Origin of the sequence: Chromobacterium violaceum ATCC 12472 (assembly GCF_000007705.1) — a bacterium.
Classification (GTDB): Bacteria; Pseudomonadota; Gammaproteobacteria; order Burkholderiales; family Chromobacteriaceae; genus Chromobacterium; species Chromobacterium violaceum.
In genome coordinates this window covers 2,674,985-2,700,781 of sequence record NC_005085.1, presented here as the reverse complement: position 1 = coordinate 2,700,781, position 25,797 = coordinate 2,674,985, and the positions used below count along the sequence as shown (strand labels likewise).

The window sequence follows — 25,797 nt, the reverse complement described above, 5'->3', positions numbered from 1 at the left end:
CATGGCCATGAGCGAGCGTTCCGATCCGGCAGGCGCGGCGCAGGGCGGCAAGTTCCACTGCGTTACCTTCATCCTGGGCGAGGACCTGTTCGGCATCCAGATCAACTTCATCCGCGAGATCATTGAGCTCGACGGCATCACCCACGTGCCGATGATGCCCAATTTCGTGCGCGGCATCATCAATCTGCGCGGCTCGGTGGTGCCGGTGATAGACCTGTCGATACGCTTCGGCAGGGGGCCGACCGAGCTGAAACCCTCCACCTGCGTGGCCATCCTGTCGCTGCCGGGGCTGGAGGGCGGCTACAACGATGTCGGCATCCTGCTGGACGCGGTGTGCGAGGTGCTGGAGATTCCGGACAGCGACATCGATCCTTCGCCGACCTTCGGCGTCAGCATACGCGGCGACTTCATCCAGGGCATCGCCACCATCAACGAGCGCTTCGCCATCCTGCTCAATGTCCAGCAGGCGCTGTCGGTGACGGAGTTGAGCGCGATGGCGGAATCGGTGGCGCTGCAGCATTTCAGCGACGACGCCGAGGTGGCCTGATGCGGGAGGGCGAACATGCACAGTTCTGACCCGGTGCTGAACGATGCGGAGTTCGCCCGATTCCGGCAGTTCATCCTCAGCGAGGCGGGCATAGACTTGCCGGCCAGCAAGCGCTCGCTGGTTCAGTCCCGCTTGTCAAAGCGCTTGCGCCACCTGGGGCTGGACAGCTATTCCGCTTACTGGAAACTGTTGTCGGATCCGATGGGCCATGCCGAGCGGCAGCGCGCGGTGAATCTGCTGTCCACCAATGAGACCTATTTTTTCCGCGAGCCTCAGCATTTCCACTGGCTCGAACAGCAGGCTCAGGCGCTGCAGAAGCAACGTCCAGGTGGAGTCAGGGTCTGGTCGGCAGCCAGCTCCACCGGCGAGGAGCCTTACACCATCGCCATGGTGCTGGCGGAGTCGCTGGGGCTGGCCGGCAACTGGAAGGTGTGCGCGACCGACATCAACACCAAGGTGCTGGCTGCGGCCAAGCGCGGCGTCTACCCGCTTGACCGGGTCAGGCGCACGCCGCCGCTCTTGTGGCAGAAATACTTCCTGAGAGGACACGACGAGTACGAGGGTATGGTGAAAGTGGCGCCGGTACTGGCGCGGCGGGTGGAGTTCTCCAAGTTGAACCTGTTGCATTGCGACCGGTTCCAGCAGAATGATTTCGACATTGTATTTCTGCGCAATGTGCTGATTTACTTCAACGAGGGCACCAAGCGCGACGTGCTGTCCCGGGTATGCTCCCGGATGCGCGACGGCGGCCACTTGCTGATCGGCCATTCCGAATCCCTGCACAAGCTGGATCTGCCGCTGGCGCAGGAAGAACCGTCGCGCTACCGGTTCGAGGCTTCGCGTCTGAAAAGTGGAGGAGCAAGATGAGCGTTTCCGTGCTGATCGTCGACGATTCCGCGGTGGTGCGCGAGGTGCTGTCCCAGATGTTGTCTTCCGCGCCGGACATCGAAGTGCTGGGCGCCGCGCCCGACCCGATATTCGCGATGACCCGGATGAAGCAGCGCTGGCCGGACGTGATCGTGCTGGATATCGAGATGCCGCGGATGGATGGCCTCACCTTCCTGCGCAAGATCATGGACGAGCGGCCGACGCCGGTGATCATCTGCTCGTCGCTGACCGAGAAAGGTGCCCGCATCACGCTGGATGCGTTGGCCGCCGGCGCGGTGGCGATCATCACCAAGCCGGCGCTCAACCAGCGGGCCTTCCTGCTGGAGGCGGCAAAGGAGCTGGTGCAGGAGGTGCGCGACGCGGCCAGGGCCAAGATGGGCGTGGTCAAGCGCATTTCGCAAGGCGCGGCGGAGCACGCGCCGCCGGCGCCCAAGCTGACCGCCGACGTGGTGCTGGAAGCGCCGTCCGGCCTGGAAAAATACCGGACCACCGAGAAGATCATCGCCATCGGCACGTCCACCGGCGGCACCCAGGCGCTGGAGTACCTGCTGCCCAAGCTGCCCGCCACCTGTCCCGGGGTGGCGGTGGTGCAGCACATGCCGGAGAAATTCACCGCGTCCTTCGCCGAGCGGCTGAACCGGCTGTGCCGGGTGGAGGTGAAGGAGGCGCAGACCGGCGACCGGCTGATTTCCGGCGTGGCGCTGATCGCCCCGGGCGGCAAACATCTGCTGGTGAAGCGCAATGGTGCGCAGTACGTGGCCGACGTGAAGGACGGGCCGCTGGTGTCGCGCCATAGGCCGTCGGTGGACGTGCTGTTCCGCTCGGTGGCGGTGTGCGCGGGCGGCAACGCGATAGGCGTGATCATGACCGGAATGGGGGACGACGGCGCGCGCGGCATGCGCGAGATGCATGACGCCGGCGCCCGCACCGTCGCCCAGGACGAAGAGTCCTGCGTGGTGTTCGGCATGCCGGCCGAGGCGATCAATCATGGCGGCGTGGACGAGGTGATGTCGCTGGAGCGCATCGCCCACATGCTGGCAGGCATCAGGGGCTGATCATGGGGTATCTGGACAAGTGGAAAGATCGGTCCGTGATGGTGGTGGACGACTCCGCCACCCACAGGCTGCTGGCGGTGGGTTTGCTGGAGGAAATCGGCTTCGGCACGGTCCACGAGGCCGAGCACGGCCTGGATGCGATGAACAAGCTGGCCGCGCTGGACAGGGTGGACTTGGTGGTGACCGACCTCAACATGCCCTATATGGACGGCGTCAAGCTGCTGGAGAGCATTGCCGGCAAGCTGCAGGGCAAGGTGCGCTTCGTCGCGGTGATGAGCGGCGTGCCGCGGGACGTGCTGGACACGGTGCAGGGCGTGGTGGACGCGTCGGAGCTGAATCTGCTGGCGGTCTTTCCCAAGCCGCTCAAGCTGGCCGAGTTGAGCCGGGTGCTGGACGGCTACAATCCCGAATGGTCCGGGACCGACGAGTCGGTGAGCAAGCTGAGCGTGAGCAAGGAGGATGTCGCCCATGCGCTGCAGCAGCGCCAGCTGGTGCCGTACTACCAGCCCAAGGTGTCGATCAAGGACGACGTCCTGTTCGGCATGGAGGCGCTGGTGCGCTGGGAGCATCCGCAATACGGCGTGCTGTCGCCGGCGATATTCGTCCATCACCTGGAAGAGGGCGAGCTGGCCATGCGCTTTTTCTACCAGTTCCTGCGCGACGTCTGCGCCGCGATGAAGCAGTTCCTGGCGCTGCGGCCGGGGCTGCACGCGTCGATCAATCTGCCGGTGCCCTTGCTCGACGATGCCAGCCTGGTGGATGAAATGACTTCCATCGTGAAGTCCAGCGGCCTGCCCAGTGAAAGCATCGCGCTGGAGGTGACGGAAACCTCGCTGATGTCCAACCTGGCCGCCTCGCTCGGCACGCTGGCGAGGCTGAGGCTGAACGGATTCGGCCTGGCGATGGACGATTACGGCACCGGCTATTCGTCGATGAAGCAGCTGTCGCGCAGTCCGTTCACCGAGCTGAAGATAGACCGGGAATTCGTCCATGACGCGGCCAGCAGTCCCAAGAAACTGGCCATCCTGACCTCGGCGGTGGCGATGTGCCAGAAATTGCAGCTGTTGTCGGTGGCGGAGGGGGTGGAAACGAGGGAGGACTGGCAGCAGCTGGCCGCTTTGGGTTGCGACATCGCGCAAGGCTACTACCACAGCAGCCCGCTGCCCTTCGACCAGTTCATGCAGTGGATGCGGGACAGCGGCCACTGAGCGCGGGCATGAAAAAAGGGCCCGACGGGCCCTTTTGCACAACGCGCGCGGGGGATCAGGCGAAGTTCTTGGCCACGAAGTCCCAGTTCACCAGCGCCCAGAAGTGTTCCAGATAGTTCGGGCGGCTGTTGCGGTAGTCGATATAATACGCGTGTTCCCACACGTCACAGGTCAGCAGCGGCTTCTTGTCGGTGGTCAGCGGGGTGGCGGCGTTGCTGGTGGATACCAGGTCCAGGCTGCCGTCGCTGTTCTTCACCAGCCAGGCCCAGCCGGAGCCGAAGGTGCCGATGGCGGTCTGGGTGAAGGCTTTCTTGAATTCGTCGAACGAACCCCACTTGGCGTTGATGGCGTCGGCCAGCGCGCCGGTCGGTTGGCCGCCGGCGTTCGGGGCCAGGCCGAACCAGTAGAAGGTGTGGTTCCACACCTGGGCGGCGTTGTTGAAGATGCCGCCGGAGGATTTCTTGACGATTTCTTCCAGGGAGGCGTTCTCGAACTCGGTGCCCTTGATCAGGTTGTTCAGGTTGGTGATGTAGGTCTGATGATGCTTGCCGTAGTGGAATTCCAGGGTTTCCTTGGAGATGTGCGGCGCCAGAGCGTCCAGCGCGTACGGCAGTTCAGGCAGTTTGTGTTCCATTATGCTCTCCTTGTTGAGTAGAGTAATCCGCATAAGCGGAGGCTTTGACCGCAGTTTACTGGAATATGTTCTGCGTGGCCAATAGTTGACTAAAATGATAAGGATAAGTTTTTGCAATTTGATGTGATTGTCATCGGGGCCGGCGCGGCCGGTTTGATGTGCGCGGCGACGGCCGGCCAGCGCGGCCGCAGCGTGCTGCTGCTGGACCACGCGGCCAAGCTGGCGGAGAAGATCCGCATCTCCGGCGGCGGACGCTGCAACTTCACCAACGTCAACGCCCGCTTCGACTGCTACCTGTCGGCCAATCCCAATTTCAGCCGTTCCGCGCTGGCCCAATACAGCGCGCAGGACTTCATCGCCATGGTGGAGCGCCACGGCATCGGCTACCACGAGAAAAAGCTGGGCCAGCTGTTCTGCGACGACGGCAGCGAGCGCATCATCGCCATGCTGGACGAAGAGTGCCGTCGGGGCGGGGTGGACCGCCGGATGGAAACGGCGATACAGCGCGTGTCCAGGAAAGAGGAGGGCGGTTTCGCCGTCGAGACCAGCCGCGGCCGCTTTGAATCCCAGTCGTTGGTCGTCGCCACCGGCGGCCTGTCCATCCCCCAGATCGGCGCGACGCCGTTCGGCTACCAGTTGGCCGAGCAGTTCGGCCTGGCGGTGACACCGCTGTCGCCGGCGCTGGTGCCGCTGACTTTCCATGTGGAGGACGCCGAGATCTTCACGCCGCTGGCCGGAGTGTCGCTCGACGTGGAGGCGAAAGCGGGCAAGGGCAAGTTCCGCGAGAACGTGTTGTTCACCCACAAGGGCGTGTCCGGCCCGGCCATTCTCCAGGTATCGTCCTATTGGCAGCCCGGCATGGAGCTGCTGCTGGACCTGATGCCGGACGGCGACGCCGAGCGCTGGCTGGAGGAAAAGGGCGACAGCGAGCAGTTGATCGCCAACGCCCTGACGGAGCTGGGCTGGTCGCGGCGTTTCGCCGACGCCTGGCTGGACCGCGTCGGCCTGAACAAGCGCATCAAGGACCTGGGGTCCAGGCAGCGCCGCCAGCTGGCCGAGCAGCTGCACCGCTGGTGCGTGAAGCCCAACGGCACCCAGGGCTACAAGAAGGCGGAAGTGACGCTGGGCGGCGTGTCGACCAAGGCGCTGTCGTCCAAGACCCTGATGGCCAACGACGCGCCAGGGCTGTTCTTCATCGGCGAAGTGGTGGACGTCACCGGCTGGCTGGGCGGCTATAACTTCCAGTGGGCGTGGTCGTCCGGCTACGTGGCGGGGATGAACTGCTGAGCGGCCCGGTTTGTTTCGGGTTAGAATTGCGTTTTGCCTTACGCGCGCCTTTTCGGGCGCGCCTTCCGGGTCTACATGACAGAACAGTACGAGAATTTCGACAGCGAGATGGCGGCCATCCGCACACCGCCGCATTCGGTCGAGGCCGAACAGTCGGTGCTGGGCGGCCTGCTGCTGGACAACAGCGCCTGGGACAAGATCGCCGACGTGGTGTCCGAGGCCGACTTCTACCGCCACGACCATCGCCTGGTGTACAAGCAGATCGCCAAGCTGGTGGAGATGGCGCGCCCGGCCGACGTGGTGACGGTGGCCGAGGCGCTGGACAAGAACGCCGAACTGGCCGAGATCGGCGGCTTGGCCTATCTGGCCACGCTGGCGCAGAACACGCCGTCGGCGGCCAACATCCGCCGCTACGCCGAGATCGTCCGCGAGCGCTCGGTGATGCGGCAGCTGGCCCAGGTCGGCACCGAGATCGCCGAGGCCGCCTACGCGCCGATGGGCCGCGACGCCGCGCAACTGCTGGACGAGGCCGAAGGCCGCGTGTTCCAGATCGCCGAATCCACCGCCAAGTCCAAGCAAGGCTTTCTGGAAATGCCGGGCCTGCTGAAGGAAGTGGTGGAGCGGATCGACATGCTTTACAGCCGGGACAACCCGGACGAAGTGACCGGCGTGCCGACCGGCTTCATCGATCTGGACGCCAAGACCTCCGGCCTGCAGCCGGGCGACCTGATCATCGTCGCCGGCCGTCCGTCGATGGGTAAAACCGCCTTTTCGATGAACATCGCCGAGCACGTGGCGGTGGAGACCCACCTGCCGGTGGCGGTGTTCTCGATGGAAATGGGCGGCGCGCAGCTGGTGATGCGTATGCTGGGCTCGGTGGGCCGGCTGGATCAGCATGTGCTGCGCACCGGCAAGCTGGGCGACGACGACTGGCAGAAACTCACCTACGCGATCGGCAAGCTGTCCGACGCGCCGATGTACATCGACGAAACCCCGGCGCTGACCGCGCTGGAACTGCGCGCCCGAGCCCGACGCCTGGCCCGCCAGCACGGCGGCAAGCTTGGGCTTATCGTGATCGACTACTTGCAGCTGATGTCGGGCTCCGGCCGCGGCGACAACCGCACGGCCGAGCTGGGCGAAATCTCCCGCGGCCTGAAGGGCCTGGCCAAGGAGTTGCAGGTGCCGGTGATCGCCCTGTCGCAGTTGTCGCGGGCGGTGGAGCAGCGGCCCAACAAGCGGCCGATGATGTCCGACCTTCGCGAATCGGGCGCCATCGAGCAGGACGCCGACTTGATCATCTTCATGTACCGCGACGAGTACTACAATCCGGATTCGCCCGACAAGGGCCTGGCCGAGGCCATCATCGGCAAGCACCGTAACGGCCCGACCGGCGCGGTGCGGCTGGCCTTCATCGGCCATTACGCCAAGTTCGACAACGCCGCCAGCGTCGGCGCGGCCGGCTGGGCGGACAGCGACAGCTAAGCGAGACATTCCATGAGCTTTTTCGACAAGCACGTATTCATCTGCTGCAACCAACGCGATGCCTGCCAGGATTGCTGCAACAACCACGGCTCCAGCGCGCTGCTGGGCTATATGAAGGACAAGGTCAAGGCGCTGGGCCTGGCTGGAGAAGGCAAGATCCGCGTCAACAAGGCAGGCTGCCTGGGGCGCTGCGACGACGGCCCGGTGATGGTGGTCTACCCGGAAGAGACCTGGTACACCTTCGTCGACAAGGATGACATCGATGAGATCGTCAGCGAACACATGGTCCACGGCCGCGTGGTGGAAAGGCTGAAGATCTGATGCTGAAAGCGATGAACAAAGTCGGCGTCGCCGGTCCGGTCGGCGTGCTGGACACCATCTACGTGCCGGCCCAGGGCGAGGCCGCCGGCGTCGCCGTGATCTGCCATCCCAACCCGCTGCAGGGCGGCACCCATACCAACAAGGTGGTGCAGACCGCCGCTAAGGCCTTGTCGCAGCTGGGCTACGCCTGTTACTGCCCGAACCTGCGCGGCGTCGGCGACAGCGAGGGCGAGCACGATTACGGCAACGGCGAAGTGGACGACGCGATCGCGGTGGTCGAATACGCGAAATCTCAGCATCCGGGCCTGCCGCTGGCGCTGGCCGGCTTTTCCTTCGGCGGCTTCGTCGCCGCGCGCGCCCGCGCCCGCATCGAGGCCGACAAGCTGCTGCTGATGGGCGTGGCTGTCGGCAAGTATCCGATCCCGACGCCGGAGGTGCCTGCCGACACGCTGGTGATACACGGCGAAGAGGACGAGGTGATCCCGTTGTCCGCCGTGATGGACTGGGCGCGGCCGCAGAACCTGCCGGTGCTGGTATTCCCGGGCGCCGGCCACTTCTTCCACGGCCGGCTGGTGCAGCTGGCGCAAATGATTCAGCGGTGCTGGTAAGCGCCGGAACAAGCAGACTCCGGTCTGCTTTTTTTGTATCGACAGAAAGAAAACAAGATGCAGAACATCATTGATTTCGTATTGGAAATCGACAAGCTCAAGCAGGTGACGCGCAAGACGCGCGTGCTGAACAGCGACCGTTACGAGAACTCCGCCGAGCACAGCTGGCAGATCGCGCTGCTGGCGTCCTCGCTGGCGCCTTACGCGGCGGAGCCGGTCAACATGGATCGCGTGGTGGCGATGCTGCTGGTGCACGACATCGGCGAGATCGAGACAGGCGACACCATCGTCTATGCCGAAGGCGGCTGGGAGGAGCGCAAGGCGCAGGAGCTGGCCTGCGTGAGCCGCATCTTCGGCATGCTGCCCGAGGCGCAGGGAAGCCGTTTCCTGGCGCTGTGGAACGAGTTCGAGGCCGGCGAGACCGCCGAGGCGCGTTTTGCCCACGCGGCGGACCGCGCGATGCCGGTGCTGCTGAATCTGGCCAACAGCGGGCAGAGCTGGCGCGAGAACGGCATTCGCCACCAGCAGGTGGTGGATCGCATCGGTCCGCCGGTACGCGCCGGCTGTCCTGCGCTGTGGGATTACCTGGAAGGCCGGCTGGAGCAGGCGAAGGCGCACGGCTGGCTGGGCTGAGCGAGCGGCGATATTGATGGTCTGAATCGGGCGGACGGCATATGTCGCCGCCATCGCTGTGCTATACCTCAGGTGCCGGGTGCGGAATCCGGCGCGTCCGCCGCCATCTCAGCGCGGGCAGGCAGACACCGGAACCGCAGCGCGGAGAACGTTGTTTATGCAGCCATCAGATTCGACGACCGACCATAGCCTCGAATTCCTGTCCACGCTGCCCCCCACGCGCGGGCAATCCCGGCTGGCGTTCGGCATCATAGCCGCGTCTGTGCTGGTTTTCTTCGCCATTCTGCCCTTCGCCAAGATCCAGCTGCCCAAGATCTGGGCCTTCATCCCGCTGTACCAATCCGCGCTGGCGGTCAACGACCTGGTCACCGCCGTGCTGCTGTTCGGGCAGTTCGCCATTCTGCGCTTGCGCTCTCTGCAGGTGCTGGCCACCGCCTACCTGTTCACCGCCTTGATGGCTGTGGTACACGCATTGAGCTTCCCCGGGCTGTTCGCCGAGCACGGGCTATTCGGTTCCGGGCCACAAACCACCGCCTGGCTGTACATGTTCTGGCATAGCGGCTTCCCCCTGATGGTGCTGTTCTACAGCCAGCTGGGAAGCGGCCGCGCTGCAAGGACCGGCACGGGGCGCACCATTGCGCTGTCAGCCTCCATGGCCGCGCTGCTGGTGGTCGCGCTGGGCGCGCTCGCCACCAAGGGCCATGATTTGCTGCCGGTGATCATGCAGGGCAGCCGCTACTCTCCGCTGATGTGGGGCGTGATCAGCTGCGTCTGGAGCCTGAGCATGCTGGCCCTGGTCGCGGTGGCGCTGCGCCGCCCGCGCAGCATGCTGGATTTGTGGCTGATGGTGGTGATGGTCAGCTGGGTTTTCGACATCGCCTTGTCGGTTGTGTTCAACGCCGGCCGTTTCGACCTGGGCTTCTATGCCGGTCGTATTTACGGCTTGATGGCTGCCAGCTTCGTGTTGATGGTGCTGCTGCTGGAGTATGGCTTGCTGTACGCGCGGCTGGTCGAGAATTCCGCGCAATTGCGCGAGGCCAAGCAGATGGCCGAGCAGGCCACCCGCGCCAAGTCGCTGTTCCTGGCCAACATGAGCCACGAGATACGCACGCCAATGAACGCCATCATCGGCATGTCTTACCTGGCGCTGCGCACCGATCTCGACGACCAGCAGCGCAACTACATCGGCAAGATCCACAATGCAGGCACTTCGCTGCTGGGCATCATCAACGACATCCTCGATTTTTCCAAGGTGGAGGCCGGCAAGCTGGAGCTGGAGGCACAGCCTTTCTGGCTGGACGATGTGCTGGACGGCGTGTCGGCGCTGGTTGCGCAGAAGGCGGCGGACAAGGGGCTGGAGCTGTTGTTCGAAACCGCGGGCGACGTGCCGCAGGGGCTGGTCGGCGATGCGCTGAGGCTGGGGCAGGTGCTGACCAATCTGGCCGGCAACGCGATCAAGTTCACAGAGACGGGGCAGGTGTCCATCATCATCGGCCAGGTCGAACGCATAGGCGACAAGGTCCAGCTGAAGTTCTGCGTCCACGATACCGGGATAGGCATGAGCGAGGAGCAGCAAAGCCGGCTGTTCCAGGCCTTCAGCCAGGCGGATGGTTCGACGACGCGCCGCTTTGGCGGCACCGGCCTGGGCCTGACCATCGCGAAAAGGCTGGTGGAGCTGATGGGCGGCAGCATGTTGGTGGAATCGGCTCCAGGCTGGGGCAGCTCTTTCATCTTCAGCTGCTGGCTGGGCGTGTCGGCCGAAACGGATTCGCGCCGGCAGTCGCTGCCCAAGGAAATTCGCGGCTTGCGCGTGCTGGTGGTGGACGACAACCAGTCGGCCGTCGACGTCCTGTGCGCGCAACTGAAACAGCTGGGTTTCGAGGTGCAGGGATGCTTGAACGGCCACGAGGCCTTGTCGAAAGTGCGGCAGGATTGCCTGCAAAAGCCGTTCGACGTCGCCTTCGTCGACTGGATGATGCCGGAAATGGACGGCCTGGAAGCGGTGCGCAGAATGCGGCAGGTCAGCCGCAAGATGCGCATCGTGATGGTGACGGCCTTCGGGCGCGACGAAATCCGGGTCAAGGCCCGCGCCGCCGGCTGCGATGCTTTCATGGTCAAGCCAGTCAATCTGTCCCAACTGTACGATGTGCTGCTGGAGGTGTTCGGTTTCGGGCGCAGCGGCGGCTTGTCGCTGTTCGATGAGACGGACCAGCTTCCCCGCTTCGATGGCGCGCACCTGCTGCTGGTGGAGGACAATCGCATCAATCAGCAGATCGCGATCGAGCTGCTGGAAGGCACGGGCGCGACCATTACGGTGGCCGCGAACGGGCAGGCGGCGCTGGACAAGCTGCTGGCTTATGGTCCCAAGGCTTTCGATGCGGTGCTGATGGACGTGCAGATGCCGGTGATGGACGGGATAGAGGCCACCGGACGCATACGTTCCCAGCCGGGATTCATCGATCTGCCTGTCATCGCGATGACGGCGGACGCGCTGGTGGAGGAGCGGGAGCGCTGTCTGGCGGCGGGCATGGTGGACCATATCGCGAAGCCCATCGACCCGCATATTCTATTCTCCACCCTGGCGCGCTGGGTGCGGCGAAGCGGGGCGCCGCAGGGGCGCGAAGCCGAAACTGCCGCCGACCAGACGCCGCTGCCGCAGATCGACGGCTTGGACCAGCTGGCGGGTCTGCGCCGCGTAGCCGGCAATCGACAGCTCTACCTGCATCTGCTCAGACAGTTCGTCGATGAGGAGGCCGGCGCGGCCACCCGTTTGGGCCTTGCTTTGGGCGAGCGTGACTTCCAGACGGCGGAGCGCATCGCGCACACGCTGAAGGGCGCGGCCGGGAGCATAGGTTTCGTCGATCTGCAAAGCGCGGCGATGCGATTGGAAATGGCGCTCCGGGCGCGCGAAAGCTGGCAAGATTTGCTGGTGGAGCTGGAAATGGAGTTGGGGCAAGTGGTGGGCGCCCTGCGGGCCGGTTTGGCGGAACTGGGGCAGCCCGCGTCCGGCGCCAGGCCGGATGACGCGCTGCTCGAACGCCTGGCCGCGTTGCTGGCGGTTGGGGACGGCGACGCGCTGGGATATTTTCTTGAGCATGCGCCGCGCATCCGGGCCTGCTTTCCGGAGGGAGCATGCGCTGATTTCGAGCAAGCGCTGAACCGTTTCGATTTCGTTTCCGCGTTGGGCGCGCTGCGCGAGCTGGCGAGAGCTTGCGGCAAAAAGCTGCCGGAGGACACGAGATGAGCGATGCGAACGCAGCCGGGCGTCAGACCGTGCTGCTGGTGGACGACAGCCCAGAGAGCCTGACCCAGATGTACGGTTTGCTGAAGGCGGACTATCGGACGCTGATCGCCAATGGCGGAGAACGCGCCTTGCAGATCGTCGAAGGCGATGCGCTGCCCGACCTGGTGCTGCTGGATGTGATGATGCCGGGGCTCGGCGGGCTGGAGGTTTGCCGCCGGCTGAAGGCGGATCCGCGCACCGAGTCGATTCCAGTGATTTTCCTGACGGCGATGAGCGAGCTTGAGGACGAGCAGGCCGGCTTCGATGCCGGCGCCGCGGACTACATCGTCAAGCCGGTGTCGCCACCCATCATGATGGCCAGGGTGCGCACCCATCTGCGAGCCAAGGCGGTAGCCGACTTTCTGGAGGACAAAGCGGCCTTCCTGCAAACCGAAGTGGAGCGACGCACGCGGGAAGTGCAGGTGATACAGGATGTCACCATCATGGCGCTGGCCTCGCTGGCGGAGACGCGCGACCACGAGACCGGCAACCATCTGCGCCGCACGCAGAATTATGTCCGCGCGCTGGCCCTTGAGCTGCGCAACCATCCGAACTACCGGCCCCAGCTCAGCGACGAAACCGTGCAGCTGCTGTACAAATCGGCGCCGTTGCACGATATAGGCAAGGTGGGGATTCCGGACCACATTCTGCTGAAGCCGGGGCCGCTGACGCCCGAAGAGTTCGAGGTGATGAAAACGCATACCGTGCTGGGGCGCGATACCATCGCCTCAGCGGAGCGAATGCTGGACGCGCCCAGCAGCTTTCTGCGACTGGCGCGCGAAATTGCCTATTGCCATCAGGAAAAATGGGATGGCAGCGGCTATCCCCAGGGGCTGGCGGGGGAAGCCATCCCCTTGTCCGCCAGGCTGATGGCCGTCGCCGACGTGTACGACGCGCTGATTTCACGGCGGGTATACAAGCCGCCGTTTTCGCATGAAAAGGCGGTGGGGATCATACGCGACGACAGCGGCCGGCATTTTGATCCCGCGGTGGTGAAGGCTTTCCTGCAGGTTGCCGAGCAATTCCGGGAAATCGCCCGGCTTTACTCTGATGCGGATGTTGTCGACGCCAGTGTGGCGGCCGAGCGCGGCTGAACGCCGCGCGGGTTCAGGAGCGTAGCGATAAATGGGAAAAGCCGGATTGCGAGCCTAGCGGTGGTATTCGCCGGCGGCTTCGGGCTGGTAGGTGATTTCCAGCACGGTCAGCTCCGTATGGCCCGACGGCGTCGGCCATTGCATGCTCTGGCCAGTGGACAGGCCGAGCAGGGCCGCGCCTATCGGAGCCAGGACGGAAATGCGTCCCTGCTCGCTGTCGGCGTCGCGGGGATAGACCAGCGTCAGCTGCTTTTCCTGGCCGTCGCCCAGGCGGATGCGGACGGAGCTGTTCATGGTGACCACGTTGGACGGCATCGCTTGAGGGTCCACGACGTCGGCGCGCTCGAGTTCCGCCTCCAGGCGGCCGGCGACCGGGTGGTCGTGCTCGCAGTTCTCCAGCAAAGCGGCCAGCCTGTCGTAGTCGAGGGAGGAAACGGTGATTGCCGGCGTGGCGGACATATGAAGCTCCTTGCAAATGGACAAAGGGCACCGCTTGCGGTGCCCGATGGACAAATCCCGGAGGGATTCAGCTGTCGATGATAATGGAATCAAAGGCTGTAAAACAAGAGAGGATTGGAATTATTTTTCTCTCATTGCCGGGAACTTTTCCGTAAAGTTGCTCAGCCAAGCAAGGATAGGGCGGCTTGCGGCGCGATATTCGCCTGGGCCTGCGTGGCCGCGGCGGTGCGTCCCAGAATCTGCTGCGCCGTCAATCGGGCGGTCGCGGCGGCAAAGTCGGTATCGCTGATCCTGCTTTGAGCGGCGGCGGTATTCAGGCTGGAGTTCTGCAGATTGTTCACCACGGCGTCGAAGCTATTGCTGACCGCGCCCAGCGTCGCGCGTTGCGATCCGATGGTGTTGAGGTCGCTTGTCGCGCTTTGCTGCGCGGCCAGCGCGTTGGCCTGCGTGGTGATGTCTATCGTCTTGGTGGCGGCCAGGTTGGCGTTATAGCTGTTCAGGCCTCCGCTGGCGGGCGCGCCGGTCAGGTCGATGCCGGGCACGGATATCTGGTTGCTGGCGGTGCCGTTGGGGCCGACCTGGAAAGTGCTGGCATTGCTATTGTTCAACAGCTGGGTGCCGTTGAACTGCGTGCTCTGGATGATCTGCGAATTGGACTGCGTCAGCTGGTCCACCTGCTGCTGCAGCGCCTGGCGGTTGCTCGCGTTCAACGCGCCGTTGCCGGCTTGTATGGCTAGGTCCTGGATTTGCTGGGTGTTGTCCTGCAACTGGCTCAGCGCGGAGTCTGCGGTCTGCAGCATCGACACGCCGTCATTGGTATTGTTGATCGCCTGGTTGCTGCCGTTGATCTGGGCTTGCAACTGTTGGGCGATGGCCAGATTGGCGGCGTTGTCGGCTGCGCTGTTCAGCATCGAGCCCGAGCTCAGCTGGGCGAGCGTTTGCTTGGTGGCGTTATGGGTCTTGTTCAGCTGGTATTGCCCGGCCAGGGAGGCCAGGTTGGTGTTGACTGTCAGCGCCATGATGTTTCTCCGCCGCGAATCCGTTGAATGCAATAACGCCTATCTAGTTTAGAAACAACAACTTGTCCGGGCAAGCGCCATTTCTTAAACGACTGTGTCGAATCGTGTGGCTTTTGGGGCTGGCAATGAAAAAGCGCGTCATGGACGCGCTTGGACTCAAATCTGCAATCAATCAGCGACGACGGCGAGGCTCATCATCGCGGATGCGTATGGGCACCAGCTTGGCCTGCTGTTGTACCGGGGCAGCCAGCAACTTGGCGACAGCGACGACCGCGACGGCTAGGGCGGCGATAAGAAGGATTTGCATGGTATGGCTCCCCGTGGCTGATTCTGAGGCCGGTTTCGGATTTGTGCTGCGGCCCCTCGACTTCATTCTGGGCTACAACATGCCGGCGACTCAAGGGGAAATTTGTGAGTCAACGTTAAAATTTCAAGCGGGCGCGGCAGTTTTTTTCAGATCCCGCATCGCCTGGTCCAGCCCGGACAGCGTCATCGGGCGCATCCTCCGGCCCATCAGCTGGCGTATCATGCCCACCGACTGCGTGTAATCCCAGTGCGCCTCCTCCAGCGGATTGATCCATACCGCATGGCGGAAATGCTCCAGCAGCCGTTTCAGCCAGGTCTCTCCCGATTCCTCATTCATGTGTTCGACGCTGCCGCCGGGGAAGGTGATTTCGTACGGGCTCATGCTGGCGTCGCCGACAAAGATCAGCTTGTAGTCGCGGCCGAAGGTGTGGATCAGATCCCAGGTCGGGAAGCGCTGGCTTTGGCGGCGATTGTTGTCTTTCCACACCGATTCGTACACGCAGTTGTGGAAATAGAAGTACTCCAGATGCTTGAACTCGGCCTTGACCGCGGAGAACAGTTCCTCGCAGGCGCGGATATGGTCGTCCATCGAGCCGCCCACGTCGAACAGCACCAGCAGCTTGGCGTTGTTGTGCTGTTCCCGCTGCATCTTCAGGTCCAGCATGCCGCCCTTGCGCGCGGTGGCGGCGATGGTGGCGTCCAGGTCCAGGATTTCCTCGGCGCCGTCGCGGGCGAATTCGCGCAGTCGGCGCAGCGCCAGCTTGATGTTGCGCGTGCCCAGTTCCGCCTTGTCGTCGAAATTGCGGAATTCCCGCTGGTCCCAGACTTTCACCGCGCGGCGATGGCGGGACTGGTTCTGGCCGATGCGCACGCCTTCCGGGTTGTAGCCCCAGGCGCCGAATGGGCTGGTGCCGCCGGTGCCTATCCACTTGTTGCCGCCCTGGTGTCTTTCCTTCTGTTCCTCAAGACGCTGGCGCAGCGTTTCCATCAGCTTGTCCCAGCCCATGGACTGCAGTTTTTTCTTCTCCTCCTCGCTGAGGTATTTCTCAACCTGCTTGCGCAGCCAATCCTCGGGAATCGCGCGCTGCAAGTCGTCCAGCGCCAATTCCAGGCCTTTGAAATGATGGCCGAACACCTGATCGAAGCGGTCGAAGTGTTTTTCGTCTTTCACCAGCGCCGCGCGCGATAGGTAATAGAACTCGTCTAGGCTGCCGAAAGCAATGTTGCGTTGCAGCGCTTCCAGCAGCAGCAGGAATTCTTTCAGGGTAACCGGCAGTCCGGCATTGCGCAGCGCGTAGAAAAAGTCGATCAGCATGTGAAGGCTAGGGCAAGAGTTCGAAACGAGGGATGTCCTGTCGCGAATCATACTATGTCCCGGCATCCCCGACATGCCTGGCGTTACGGCGATGATGAGCCGCGCCGAATCCGGATCGGATTCTGGCGCGGCGGCATCCCGCAGCGAGGGCGGAGTTTCAGTGCCTCGGCGCGCTGGTCGGCGCCAGGTTCGCCGCGGCGGGATGCGGCGCTTCCTGCCACGGGCCGCCGTTGTGGTGCAGGGTGTCGATAGCGGTTTGGACATTGCGCGCTACGCCGGGACTGCAGGCGGTCAAGGCGGCCATGGCTCGCTATGGCTGGATTGCTAGGCGAAGCTCACGCCAGGCGCAGGCGTACGTCGATGTTGCCCCGGGTGGCATCGGAATAGGGGCAGACGATGTGAGCCTGTTCGATCAGTTGCCGCGCCTCCTCGTCGCTCAGGCCGGGGAGGCGGATTTGCAGCTCGACTTCTAGGCCGAAGCCGCTGGGAAGGGTGCCGATTCCGACGCCGCAGCTCACGCTGGCGTCGGCCGACAGCGTCGTTTTGCGCTTGGCGGCGACGAATTTCAGCGATCCGAGAAAGCAGGCGGCGTAACCGGCGGCGAACAGCTGTTCGGGATTGGTGCCGGGCCCGCCGGCGCCGCCGAGCTCCCGCGGCGTGGACAATTGGACTTTCAGCGCGCCGTCCGAAGATTCGGCGTTTCCTTCGCGGCCGCCGGAAACGGTGGCTTGGGTCCGGTACAGAATGGTTTCAATCGACATGATGTGCTCCTGATGGTTGGTGGGCTTAAGCCGTTTGGCTGGAGAAACTTTATGCCAAGCAAAATGACGATAAGCTGCATAGGATCCTGAAAATTTGATAAGGAGTCCTGATGTGGCTGAGGCATGTGTCGACAGGCTGGATGCGTTGCTGAGTCGCTTTCCGGTTCGCGCGCGAATGTTCCATTCCGGCGCCCTGTGCGGCGTCACGGATTTTTCCCAGTCAGGCGAAGGCGGCCAGTTGCATCTGATCCGGGCGGGGAGGCTGGATGTCATCCATTCGGGGCGATCGGCAGGCCTGGAGGTGAACGTGCCCAGCCTGCTGTTTTACCCGCGCCGTATGCCGCGCCGCTTCGTGCCGGATCAGCGGAACCGGGCCGATCTGGTCTGCGCCGAGCTGCATTTCGATGGCGGAGCGGAGAACCCCATCGTGGCGGCATTGCCGGAGGTCGTTTTCCTGCCGCTGGACAGCATCGCCGGCGCCGGAGCTGTGCTGGCGACCCTGTTCGACGAAGCGTTCAGCGACAATTGCGGCCGGCATGTCGTGGTCGACAGGCTGTTCGAGGTCGTGCTGGTTCAATTGCTGCGGCATCTGCTTGAAGCTGGCGAGCTGCGCGCCGGCATGCTGGCGGGCCTGGCGCATTCCAAGCTGAGAAAAGCGCTGGCGGCGATGCACGAGCAGCCGGCGCGGGAGTGGTCGCTGGCGAGGCTGGCTGGCATCGCGGGAATGTCGCGCAGCGTTTTCGCCGGCAACTTTCGCGACATCGTCGGCTGCACGGCCGGCGCTTACCTGCAAGGCTGGCGGATCAGGCTGGCGCAGCAGGCATTGAGGCAGGGAAAGCGGTTGAAGATGATCGCGATCGAGGTCGGCTACGGCAGCGAAGCCGCGTTGTCCAGAGCGTTCAAGGCGCAATGCGGCGTCACGCCGCGGGCGTGGCGGCAAGCGCTGGCCGCGGATTGATGTCCGTGGCTGACTGCGGGCGCCCAGGCAGGGTGGTCGAAGCGGAGCGGCATGACATGCGGGCATGGTGACAGTAGGGCAGGCTGGTGCTAATCTTGACTAGAGTACAGGCTCTAAACGTTTGTTTGGCTGGTATCAACAAGGATAATTACTATGGATGCCATCAAAATGCCTCCTCAGGAAGAGGCCGCGCTATTGGATGCTTTCGCCCGGCTCAAGGCAGTCGCCCGCGCGGCGCCCAACCCCTCGCTGGAGACCCGCAAATCCTGGCTGAACGCGCTGGAGCGCCTGATCCAGGAGAATCGCCAGGCATTGGTGGACACGGTGAATCAGGATTTCGGGCAGCGCAGCAGCGTGGAAACCCGGCTGGCCGAGCTGTTTCCGTCGCTGGAGGGCATACGCCATGCCCGCCGGCATTTGAAAAGCTGGATGAGGCCGCGCCGGCGCGGCGTGTCGCTCTGGTTCGCGCCGGCCCGCGCCAGCGTGCATCCGCAGCCCTTGGGCGTGGTGGGGGTGGTGGTGCCGTGGAATTATCCGCTGTTCCTGGCTTTCGGACCGATCACCGCCGCGCTGGCGGCAGGCAACCGGGTGATGGTGAAGATGTCAGAGTACACCCCGGCCACCGGCGAGCTGTTGCAGCGGCTGGCGCGCCAGCATTTCGGCGAGGATCTGCTGGCCGTGGTCAACGGCGGCCCGGAGCTGGCCCAGGCCTTCGTCCGCCTGCCGTTCGACCATCTGCTGTTCACCGGCTCAACCGCGGTGGGGCGCCACGTGATGCGCGCCGCGGCGGAAAGCCTGACGCCGGTGACGTTGGAGCTGGGCGGCAAGTCGCCGGCGCTGGTGGCGCGCGGCGCCAATCTCAGGCGCGCGGCGGAAGCCATTGTCGCCGGCAAGATGATGAATGCCGGCCAGACCTGCGTGGCGCCGGACTATCTGCTGGTCAACGACAAGGACTGCGCGTTGCTGCTGGACGAGATCCGCGCGGCCGCCAAGCGCGCCTACCCGACGCTGGCGCGCAACCCCGATTACAGCGCCATCGTCAACGACAGGCATTACCAGCGCCTGCGGGGGTGGCTGGAGGGCGCGCGACAGGCCGGCGCCCGCATCGACGAGATCAATCCCGCGGGCGAGGACCTGGCCGCGGTCCGCAAGCTGCCGCTGGCCCTGGTGCAACGCTGCCCGGACGACTGCGCGCTGATGCAGGAGGAAATCTTCGGCCCCATCCTGCCGGTGGTCGCCTACGACAAGTTCGACGAGGCGCTGGCCTATATCAACGCCAGGCCGCGGCCGCTGGCCCTATACCTGTTCGACGACGATCCGCTGCGCATCGACAGGGTGCTGCAGGAAACGATTTCCGGCGGCGTCAGCATCAACGACACCCTGCTGCACGTGGTGCAGGAGGATCTGCCCTTCGGCGGGGTCGGCCCGTCCGGCATGGGGCATTACCACGGGCGCGAAGGCTTCCTGACGTTCTCCAAGCTCAAGCCGGTGTTCCGCCAGAGCCGGCTGTCCGGCGCCTGGCTGACCCGGCCGCCGTATGGCGCGGCGGTGGAATGGCTGCTCAAGCTGATGCTGCGTTGACATGGCCAGCCGTCGTCAATTCCTGAAGGCGGGCGCGCTGGGAAGCGCCGCCCTGCTGTTGGCTGGCTATTGGGCCGCCCCGGCAAAGGATCCCGATCCTGCCGCGGCCCGCGCGCTGCGATGGCTGAGTCCGCTCGACGCCCAGATCGTCGCCGCGTTGGCTCCGGTGCTGCTGGGCCTGCCCGGCGTGCCTTCGGCCAGCGTGGTGGACGGCGTGGACCGCGCGGTGGAGGGTTTGCCGTTCGAGACGCGGCGCGAGGTGCGCCAACTGTTCGATCTGCTGGGCAACCGCTGGGCCCGTCGCTGGCTGGCCGGCGTACGCTCGCCCTGGCAGCTTGCTTCCGCGCGGGAACTAGGGCAGTTCCTGCAGCGCTGGCGCGAGAGTCGCTTCGCCTTGCAATGCAGCGCCTACCAGGGCCTGCACCGGCTGATCCATGCCGGCTGGTACGGCAATCCCGCCAGCTGGGCCGCATTGGGTTATAACCAGCCGGCGGCGGTGATGGGGATGCTGCCTTGAGCGGAAAGATACCCGATCCGATCCGGGCAGGTTTGGCCAGCGGCTGGAAGGCGATGGATGGGGCGAAGCAAGACAAGGACCTGTCCTTGGCGGCGGATGTCGTCATTGTGGGCAGCGGCGCCGGCGGCGGCATCGCGGCCGAGGTGCTGAGCCGGGCCGGCCTCGACGTGCTGTTGCTGGAGGAGGGCGGGTTGTACAGCTCCAGCGATTTCCGGCTGCTGGAGGCCAAGGCCTATCCGGAGTTGTACCAGGAATCCGCCAGCCGGCAGACGCTGGACAAGGGCATCACCATCCTGCAGGGCCGCGCGGTGGGCGGCGGCACCACGGTCAACTGGACCAGCAGTTTCCGCACGCCGGCGGACACGCTGTTGTGGTGGCAGGAAAACCATGGGCTGGCCGGACTCAGCGCCGAAACCATGCGCCCCTGGTTTGAAAAGGCCGAGCAGCGGCTGGGGATAGGACCGTGGCAGGCCGAGCCCAACGGCAACAACCTGGTGCTGGAGCGCGGCTGCCAGGCGCTGGGCCTGCGGCACGCGCGCATCGCGCGCAATGTGCGCGGCTGCTGGAATCTCGGCTACTGCGGCATGGGTTGCCCCACCAACGCCAAGCAGTCAATGCTGGTCACCTGCATTCCGGAGGCGTTGTCCCATGGCGCCCGGCTGTTGAGCCGGGCCCGCGTCGAGCGGCTGCTGGCCGACTCGGGCGGCGCAAGCATCGCGTCCGTTCAGGGAAGTTTGCTCGGCGCCGACGGCAATACGCCGACCGGGCTCCGCTTCAGCGTCCGGGCGCGGCAGGTGGTGCTGGCGGCGGGCGCCATTGGCACGCCTGCCATCATGCTGCGCAGCGGCCTGCCTGACGCGGGCGGCCAAACCGGCAAGCGCACCTTTCTGCATCCGGTGGCGCTGAGCGCCGCGCTGATGCCGGAAATGGTGGAGCCTTACAATGGCGCGCCGCAAACCGTCTATTCCGACCACTACATGCATACGCAGTCGCTGGATGGCCCGCTGGGCTTCAAGCTGGAGGTGCCCCCCATGCATCCCTTGCTTGCCAGCGTCACTTTCCCGGGTTTCGGCATCGAGCAATCGCAGCTGTTGCAGCAGCTGCCGCATCTGCATGCCACGCTGGCCTTGCTGCGGGACGGCTTCCATCCGGACAGCCAGGGCGGGGCGGTGAAGCTGCGCGGCGACGGTTCGCCCGCGCTGGACTACCCGCTCAACGACGTGGTCTGGGACGGCGTGCGGCGCAGCTGGCTGGCGATGGCGGAGCTGCAGTTCGCGGCCGGCGCCAGCCTGGTGATGCCTTTGCATGAGCGCGCGCAGCCGATGTCGAGTTGGAAACAGACCCGGGAGATGATAGCAGCGCTGCCCTTGCAGGCGCTGCAGGCCCGGCTGGTGAGCGCCCACGTGATGGGCGGCATGGCGATGGGCGACGATCCCGCCCGCTCGGTGCTGGACGGCTGGGGCAGGCATTGGACGTGGCGCAATCTCACCGTGGTGGATGGCTCCGCGTTTCCGACCAGCATAGGCGCCAATCCCCAGCTGTCGATCTACGCTTTCGCTTGGCGCGCGGCCGAGCGGCTGGCCGAGGAAATGGCGAAAGCGTGAGGCCGGCAGGCGGCATTCGCCCGCCGGATGCGCTCAGTTTCGCGTTTCGTCCGCGGGGGGCGCGTCGACGGCGGTCGCCGGCTCAGGCGGCGGGGGCAGGAAGAAGCCCAGCGGCCGGCGCAGGAAGCGCTTGGCCAGCATGGGAATCAAAGGCAGCAACAGCGAGCCGGACAGCTTGCGTGAGCGCAGCGCCACCCACAGCGCCAGGAAGAAGCTGACCCCCAGGTTGACCACGCCGATCAGCGCCACGCCGGCGCAGCCCAGCAGCACGACGGACAAGGGCACCTGGAAATCCAGCGCCACACTGGCGAAGGCCAGGTTGGCGGACGAGAAGGTGATGTGGCGGATGTCCAGCGGCAGGCCCAAGATCGTGCCCACGGTGCCGGTCAGGCCCAGGAACATGCCGAAGTAGAAGTTGCCGGCCAGGGCGCCCAGATTGTGTTCGATGTAGTTGCCCAGCCGCCAGGCGCGGTTCTCGCCCAGCACCCGCTTCAGCAGCCGGTGGCCGGAGATCCGTTCCGGTATGCGGCGGTAGATCGCCTTGTTGTCGTAATAGCCGGCGATCAAGCCGGACAGGAACAGGAACACGCCGGCGATGGCGGCGTGCGGCAGCGCCAGGCTGTGGATGGGGTCGATCTCGTGCAGCAGCTTGTGCGCCTTGGCCGCGTCCACCACCGGCGCGCCGAACAGCGCGCCCCAGGCCAGCGCGATCAGCGCTGCGGTGGGGATGGCTAGCAGCACATTGCCCATGATGGCGACGAACTGGGTGCGCACCACTTTGACGATCAGTTCAGCCAGTTCTTCCAGCTGTTGCTTGCGGCCGTACTGCGCCTGCAGCACCGCCGCCAACCGGGCCGCGGTCATCGCCGGCTGCTTGGTGGCGATGGTGTAGTGCAGGATCTGCACGATGATGAAGCCGATCGCGTAGTTGAGGCCGAAGGCGATGCCTTCCCACAGCAGCGGCAGGTGGCCGCGCGCCAGCATCAGCTTGATCAGCGCCATGAAGCCGACGATGAAGCCAGCACCCATCGCCGCCTTGCCCATCTTGGACCACTCGCGGCGGTCTTCCGCGATGTAATGTTCGCCGTGGCGGCCGGCGTGCTCGGTCACCTGCAGCGCCAGCAGCTCGGTATTGGACTTGAACAGGTCGCGCAGGCTGTACTTGCGGTTTTCGGCGCGGGCGAAATCCACCAGCAGCCGGAACAACTGCGGCCGCTTGGCCGGATCGTGCTCCGGCGACAGCAGCTCCAGCAGCGCCCGCAACCGGGCGATGCTTTGCGCCAGCCGCAGGCCGTGATAGGTCAGGTTGACCGAGATGCCGTAGCGCGCGGCGTTCTTGCGCACCTTGCCCAGGATGGCTTCGCACTGCTCCACCAGCACCAGCACCTGCTTTTCGTCTTCGGGCGGCTCGACGCCGTCTATCAAGGCTTGGCGGTAGCCGTCGGCATAGCGTTGCACTTCGGCGCTCAGATGCATGAAAGGCGAGGCGAAGCGCTCCACCTCCGGGCAGACCCGCACCAGTTCCGGCTCCAGGCCGATGGCGGTGATGCGGGCGGACAGCACTTGAACCGACTCCAGCAGCTGCAGCCGAGTCTGGCGCGCGCTGTCCTGCCGCGGCGCCTCCTGCCAGGCCATCGCCCGCCACAGCGCGTGCCAGGTGGCGTCGGGCACCGCTTCCAGCCATAAATAGTCCTGCTTGTCGCTGAACAGCAGGCCGAAGCGGTCGCGCAGCGAATCGGGATTGTAGGGCATGGGCAGCGCGCGCTCGCCCAGCCGGTGCAACAGCGTGGTGCCGAATCCGTCGTTGGCGAGGATGCCGGCGTCGGTATACAGCGGAATCTGCCGGCTTTCGGCCAGCAGCGTGCACAAGGCCTGGCGAAGGGCTTCGCGGAACTCGGGGTGGTGTTCGAGCAGGAAGGACAGCGCCTGCAGGTTGACCGTCGCCTGCTGATGCGGCTGGCGGTCGCCGGGACGCAGCGCGGCGATCAGCGCCGCCAGCGCATCGGTCTGGCCGGGCGTTTCGCACAGCCGGCGCAATGAGGATTCCAGGTCGGGAACGGTGTGTTCGGTCATGTTCTACCAGGGTGGTCGCGCGCTTGGGCGCGGATGGGAAAGAGTGTCGCTTGTATTTTAAGTCATGCGCCGTTCCAGCGGGCAAGAAGCGCGGCGGGGCGGCCGATTGACACCTTACTGACCAGTAAGTAGAGTGGCCCGATGCATAATGGTTCCGACAGCAAGAACGACACCCGCAAGCGCATCCTCGACCTGGCCGAGGAGCTGTTGCTGACGCGCGGCTTCAATGGCTTCAGTTATCAGCACATCAGCAGCGCGCTGGGCGTGCGCAACGCAGCCATCCACTACCACTTTCCCAAAAAGAGCGATCTGGGCGTGGCGCTGATCCAGCGTTACCGCCGGCGTTTCCAGCGCTTCGTCGACCAGCAGGGGGAGTGGGACGCCGCTCGCCGCCTGGAGGCGTATTTCGGCCTGTCGGACCAGTATTACCTGCAGCACAAGCAAATCTGCCCCAGCGGCATTCTCAGCACCGAGTTCCAGACGTTGCCCGACGACATGCGGCAGGAAGCCTCCGCCTTCATCGACGAGATGAGGCGATGGGCGGTCGCCATCGTCAGGCTGGGGCGGGAAAGCGGCCAGATGGATTACGCCGGTTCGCCCGAGGCGGTGGGGATGATGCTGTTTTCCGCGCTGCAGGGCGGCCTGCAGTTGGCGCGCATTGACGAGGATGCGCTTCCGCTGCTGAAAAGCCAGGTCAGAACGACGCTGGGCATGGCCGAGACGCAGGAATAGGCCGCCGGCCCGCCGGCGCAGACAACACCAAAACAACAAAGGGGGGTGCATGGAGTACAGAAAAAACAGCATGAGCCGGATCGCCGACAAGGTGGGCCGTCTGCCGGTGGGCTGGCGCCGGCCGGTGCTGTCCATGATGTTCGGCAAGATCGTTCCTTTCCTGTCCACCGCGGGACTGCGTTTCGAGCAGGTCGGCCATGACCGGCTGACGGTGTCGATCCGCAACCGCAAAAAGGTGCAGAACCACATTCGCGGCGTGCACGCGGCGGCGATGGCGCTGCTGGCCGAAACGTCGACAGGCTTCGTGGTGGGCATGAACATGCCGGACGACAAGCTGATGCTGCTGAAGTCGATGAAGGTCAATTACGTCAAGCGCTCCCAGGGCGACATGAAAGCCGTGGCGACGCTGACCCCGCAGCAGATCCAGAGCATGTACGAGCAGGAAAAGGGCGAGGTGCTGGTCGAGGTGCTGGTCACCGACGAGTCCGGCGAGTCCCCCATCGTCTGCGAGATGCTGTGGGCCTGGGTTCCCAAGAAACGCCCGGAGGCGAAGACCGCATGATCAATTTGCAGACTGTGGCAGTGGAGCTGGACGAGAAAGTCGCCGTGCTGCGCTTCAATCGCGCCGACAAGGCCAATGCGCTGAACCTGCAGATGTGGCAAGACCTGCGCGCTGCGCTGGACTGGGCCGACGCCGAACCGGGCGTCCGCGCCGTGGTGCTGGCAGGGCACGGCAAACATTTCTGCGCCGGCATCGACCTGGCGATGCTGGTGGGCTTGCAGTCCAGCATTCAGGACGAGTGCGAGGGCCGCAAGCGCGACAAGCTGCGCCGCGTGATCCTGGATCTGCAGGATTGCGTGAACAGCCTGGAGCGTTGCCGCAAGCCGGTGATCGCCGCGATCCACGGCGCCTGTCTGGGCGGCGGCTTGGACATCGCGCTGGCGGCGGACTTCCGCTTCGCCGCCGAGAACGCGGTTTTCGGCGTGCGCGAGGTGGACCTGGGCATGGTGGCCGACGTCGGCTCTCTGCAGCGCCTGCCGAGGGTCGTGGGCGAAGGCGTGGCCCGCGAACTGGCGCTGACCGGCCGCGACATGGTGGCCGAGGAGGCGCTGGAGGTCGGCCTGGTCAATCGGGTGGCGGAGGACGCCGATGCCGTGCTGGCGGCAGCCATGCAAAGCGCGAAGCTGATCGCCGGAAAATCGCCGCTGGCGGTGCGCGGCAGCAAGGAAGTGATGAACTACAGCCGCGATCACAGCGTGGCAGACGGCCTGCAGTTCGTCGCCGGCTGGAACGCGGCGATGCTGATCTCGGAGGACATCCAGAAGGCTGGCATGGCTGCGATGATGAAGCAGCAGGTCAGCTTTCGGGACTGAGCTCCTGTCCGGCTGGACGCCTGTCCAGCCGGGATCATCCCCTCGTCGCGGCGCCAGT

25 protein-coding genes are annotated in these 25,797 nt (G+C 64.7%); 18 read left to right on the top strand and 7 right to left on the bottom strand.

The features are described 5' to 3' along the window. Nucleotides 1-7 precede the first annotated feature (7 nt). The 4 genes from CV_RS12260 to CV_RS12245 are packed head-to-tail and all read left to right on the top strand — an operon-like array spanning nt 8 to nt 3,698. Nucleotides 8-547: a chemotaxis protein CheW gene (locus tag CV_RS12260; protein ID WP_011136055.1), complete on the top strand. Its 540-nt coding sequence runs from the start codon at nt 8-10 to the stop codon at nt 545-547. 15 nt (nt 548-562) lie between these two features. After that, a complete protein-coding gene (locus tag CV_RS12255) occupies nt 563-1,414 on the top strand; it encodes a CheR family methyltransferase (RefSeq protein WP_011136054.1) in 852 nt (283 codons plus the stop codon). Beyond that, complete coding sequence (locus CV_RS12250) at nt 1,411-2,490, top strand: protein-glutamate methylesterase/protein-glutamine glutaminase (protein WP_011136053.1); 1,080 nt, start codon at nt 1,411-1,413, stop codon at nt 2,488-2,490. The genes CV_RS12255 and CV_RS12250 overlap by 4 nt, the downstream gene beginning before the upstream one ends. 2 nt (nt 2,491-2,492) lie before the next feature. After that, the gene (locus CV_RS12245) at nt 2,493-3,698 is read left to right on the top strand and encodes an EAL domain-containing response regulator (RefSeq protein WP_011136052.1); all 1,206 of its coding nucleotides are present in this window, start codon (nt 2,493-2,495) and stop codon (nt 3,696-3,698) included. A gap of 55 nt (nt 3,699-3,753) precedes the next feature. Here CV_RS12245 and sodB read toward each other — a convergent pair whose 3' ends face one another. Beyond that, nucleotides 3,754-4,332 carry a superoxide dismutase [Fe] gene (gene sodB, locus CV_RS12240; protein WP_011136051.1) on the bottom strand — a complete coding sequence of 193 codons (579 nt, stop codon included), beginning with the start codon at nt 4,330-4,332 and terminating at the stop codon, nt 3,754-3,756. A 123-nt stretch (nt 4,333-4,455) separates the two neighbouring features. On the opposite strand from sodB, the gene CV_RS12235 reads away from it, so the two are divergent. The 7 genes from CV_RS12235 (at nt 4,456) to CV_RS12205 (ending at nt 13,040) form a co-directional block, all read left to right on the top strand. Next, complete coding sequence (locus CV_RS12235) at nt 4,456-5,619, top strand: NAD(P)/FAD-dependent oxidoreductase (RefSeq protein ID WP_227590036.1); 1,164 nt, start codon at nt 4,456-4,458, stop codon at nt 5,617-5,619. A gap of 75 nt (nt 5,620-5,694) precedes the next feature. Continuing rightward, nucleotides 5,695-7,101, top strand: coding sequence for a replicative DNA helicase (gene dnaB, locus CV_RS12230; RefSeq protein WP_011136049.1), 1,407 nt, complete (start codon nt 5,695-5,697; stop codon nt 7,099-7,101). 12 nt (nt 7,102-7,113) lie between these two features. After that, complete coding sequence (locus CV_RS12225) at nt 7,114-7,422, top strand: (2Fe-2S) ferredoxin domain-containing protein (RefSeq protein WP_011136048.1); 309 nt, start codon at nt 7,114-7,116, stop codon at nt 7,420-7,422. Then, nucleotides 7,422-8,030, top strand: coding sequence for an alpha/beta hydrolase (locus CV_RS12220; protein WP_011136047.1), 609 nt, complete (start codon nt 7,422-7,424; stop codon nt 8,028-8,030). The genes CV_RS12225 and CV_RS12220 overlap by 1 nt, the downstream gene beginning before the upstream one ends. A gap of 57 nt (nt 8,031-8,087) precedes the next feature. Next, a complete protein-coding gene (locus CV_RS12215; RefSeq protein WP_011136046.1) occupies nt 8,088-8,663 on the top strand; it encodes an HD domain-containing protein in 576 nt (191 codons plus the stop codon). A 157-nt stretch (nt 8,664-8,820) separates the two neighbouring features. Then, nucleotides 8,821-11,907, top strand: coding sequence for a hybrid sensor histidine kinase/response regulator (locus tag CV_RS12210; RefSeq protein ID WP_052278825.1), 3,087 nt, complete (start codon nt 8,821-8,823; stop codon nt 11,905-11,907). Further along, on the top strand, nt 11,904-13,040 hold the full coding sequence (locus CV_RS12205) for an HD-GYP domain-containing protein (protein WP_011136044.1): 1,137 nt from the start codon (nt 11,904-11,906) through the stop codon (nt 13,038-13,040). The genes CV_RS12210 and CV_RS12205 overlap by 4 nt, the downstream gene beginning before the upstream one ends. Before the next feature lie 54 nt (nt 13,041-13,094). Here CV_RS12205 and rnk read toward each other — a convergent pair whose 3' ends face one another. The 5 genes from rnk to CV_RS12185 form a co-directional block, all read right to left on the bottom strand. Further along, nucleotides 13,095-13,499: a nucleoside diphosphate kinase regulator gene (rnk, locus tag CV_RS12200; RefSeq protein ID WP_011136043.1), complete on the bottom strand. Its 405-nt coding sequence runs from the start codon at nt 13,497-13,499 to the stop codon at nt 13,095-13,097. A gap of 161 nt (nt 13,500-13,660) precedes the next feature. Further along, on the bottom strand, nt 13,661-14,518 hold the full coding sequence (locus tag CV_RS12195; RefSeq protein WP_011136042.1) for a flagellin: 858 nt from the start codon (nt 14,516-14,518) through the stop codon (nt 13,661-13,663). Between the two features lie 172 nt (nt 14,519-14,690). Next, complete coding sequence (locus tag CV_RS24270) at nt 14,691-14,825, bottom strand: hypothetical protein (protein WP_254894274.1); 135 nt, start codon at nt 14,823-14,825, stop codon at nt 14,691-14,693. A gap of 123 nt (nt 14,826-14,948) precedes the next feature. Next, nucleotides 14,949-16,139 (bottom strand): vWA domain-containing protein, encoded by a 1,191-nt coding sequence (locus CV_RS12190; protein WP_043596199.1) that lies wholly within the window; start codon nt 16,137-16,139, stop codon nt 14,949-14,951. Between the two features lie 335 nt (nt 16,140-16,474). Next, entirely contained in the window at nt 16,475-16,900 is a 426-nt protein-coding gene (locus CV_RS12185) for an organic hydroperoxide resistance protein (protein ID WP_011136040.1), read from the bottom strand. A 94-nt stretch (nt 16,901-16,994) separates the two neighbouring features. Here CV_RS12185 and CV_RS12180 point away from each other — a divergent pair, with 94 nt between their 5' ends. The 4 genes from CV_RS12180 (at nt 16,995) to CV_RS12165 (ending at nt 21,560) form a co-directional block, all read left to right on the top strand. Further along, nucleotides 16,995-17,858: an AraC family transcriptional regulator gene (locus CV_RS12180; RefSeq protein WP_227590035.1), complete on the top strand. Its 864-nt coding sequence runs from the start codon at nt 16,995-16,997 to the stop codon at nt 17,856-17,858. A gap of 153 nt (nt 17,859-18,011) precedes the next feature. After that, nucleotides 18,012-19,439 carry a coniferyl aldehyde dehydrogenase gene (locus CV_RS12175; protein ID WP_011136038.1) on the top strand — a complete coding sequence of 476 codons (1,428 nt, stop codon included), beginning with the start codon at nt 18,012-18,014 and terminating at the stop codon, nt 19,437-19,439. Nucleotide 19,440: 1 nt separating this feature from the next. Then, entirely contained in the window at nt 19,441-19,956 is a 516-nt protein-coding gene (locus CV_RS12170) for a twin-arginine translocation signal domain-containing protein (protein ID WP_011136037.1), read from the top strand. Further along, nucleotides 19,953-21,560 carry a GMC family oxidoreductase gene (locus tag CV_RS12165; RefSeq protein ID WP_043596197.1) on the top strand — a complete coding sequence of 536 codons (1,608 nt, stop codon included), beginning with the start codon at nt 19,953-19,955 and terminating at the stop codon, nt 21,558-21,560. The genes CV_RS12170 and CV_RS12165 overlap by 4 nt, the downstream gene beginning before the upstream one ends. Nucleotides 21,561-21,593: 33 nt before the next feature. On the opposite strand, the gene CV_RS12160 is transcribed toward CV_RS12165, so the two are convergent. Beyond that, nucleotides 21,594-23,633 (bottom strand): site-specific recombinase, encoded by a 2,040-nt coding sequence (locus CV_RS12160; protein ID WP_085953299.1) that lies wholly within the window; start codon nt 23,631-23,633, stop codon nt 21,594-21,596. A gap of 141 nt (nt 23,634-23,774) precedes the next feature. Between CV_RS12160 and CV_RS12155 the strand changes: the two genes are divergently transcribed. From CV_RS12155 to CV_RS12145, 3 genes are all read left to right on the top strand, one after another. Continuing rightward, nucleotides 23,775-24,365 (top strand): TetR/AcrR family transcriptional regulator, encoded by a 591-nt coding sequence (locus CV_RS12155; protein WP_011136034.1) that lies wholly within the window; start codon nt 23,775-23,777, stop codon nt 24,363-24,365. A gap of 70 nt (nt 24,366-24,435) precedes the next feature. After that, the gene (locus CV_RS12150) at nt 24,436-24,927 is read left to right on the top strand and encodes a DUF4442 domain-containing protein (RefSeq protein ID WP_223937996.1); all 492 of its coding nucleotides are present in this window, start codon (nt 24,436-24,438) and stop codon (nt 24,925-24,927) included. Further along, nucleotides 24,924-25,739, top strand: coding sequence for a crotonase/enoyl-CoA hydratase family protein (locus tag CV_RS12145; protein ID WP_011136032.1), 816 nt, complete (start codon nt 24,924-24,926; stop codon nt 25,737-25,739). The genes CV_RS12150 and CV_RS12145 overlap by 4 nt, the downstream gene beginning before the upstream one ends. Nucleotides 25,740-25,797 lie beyond the last annotated feature (58 nt).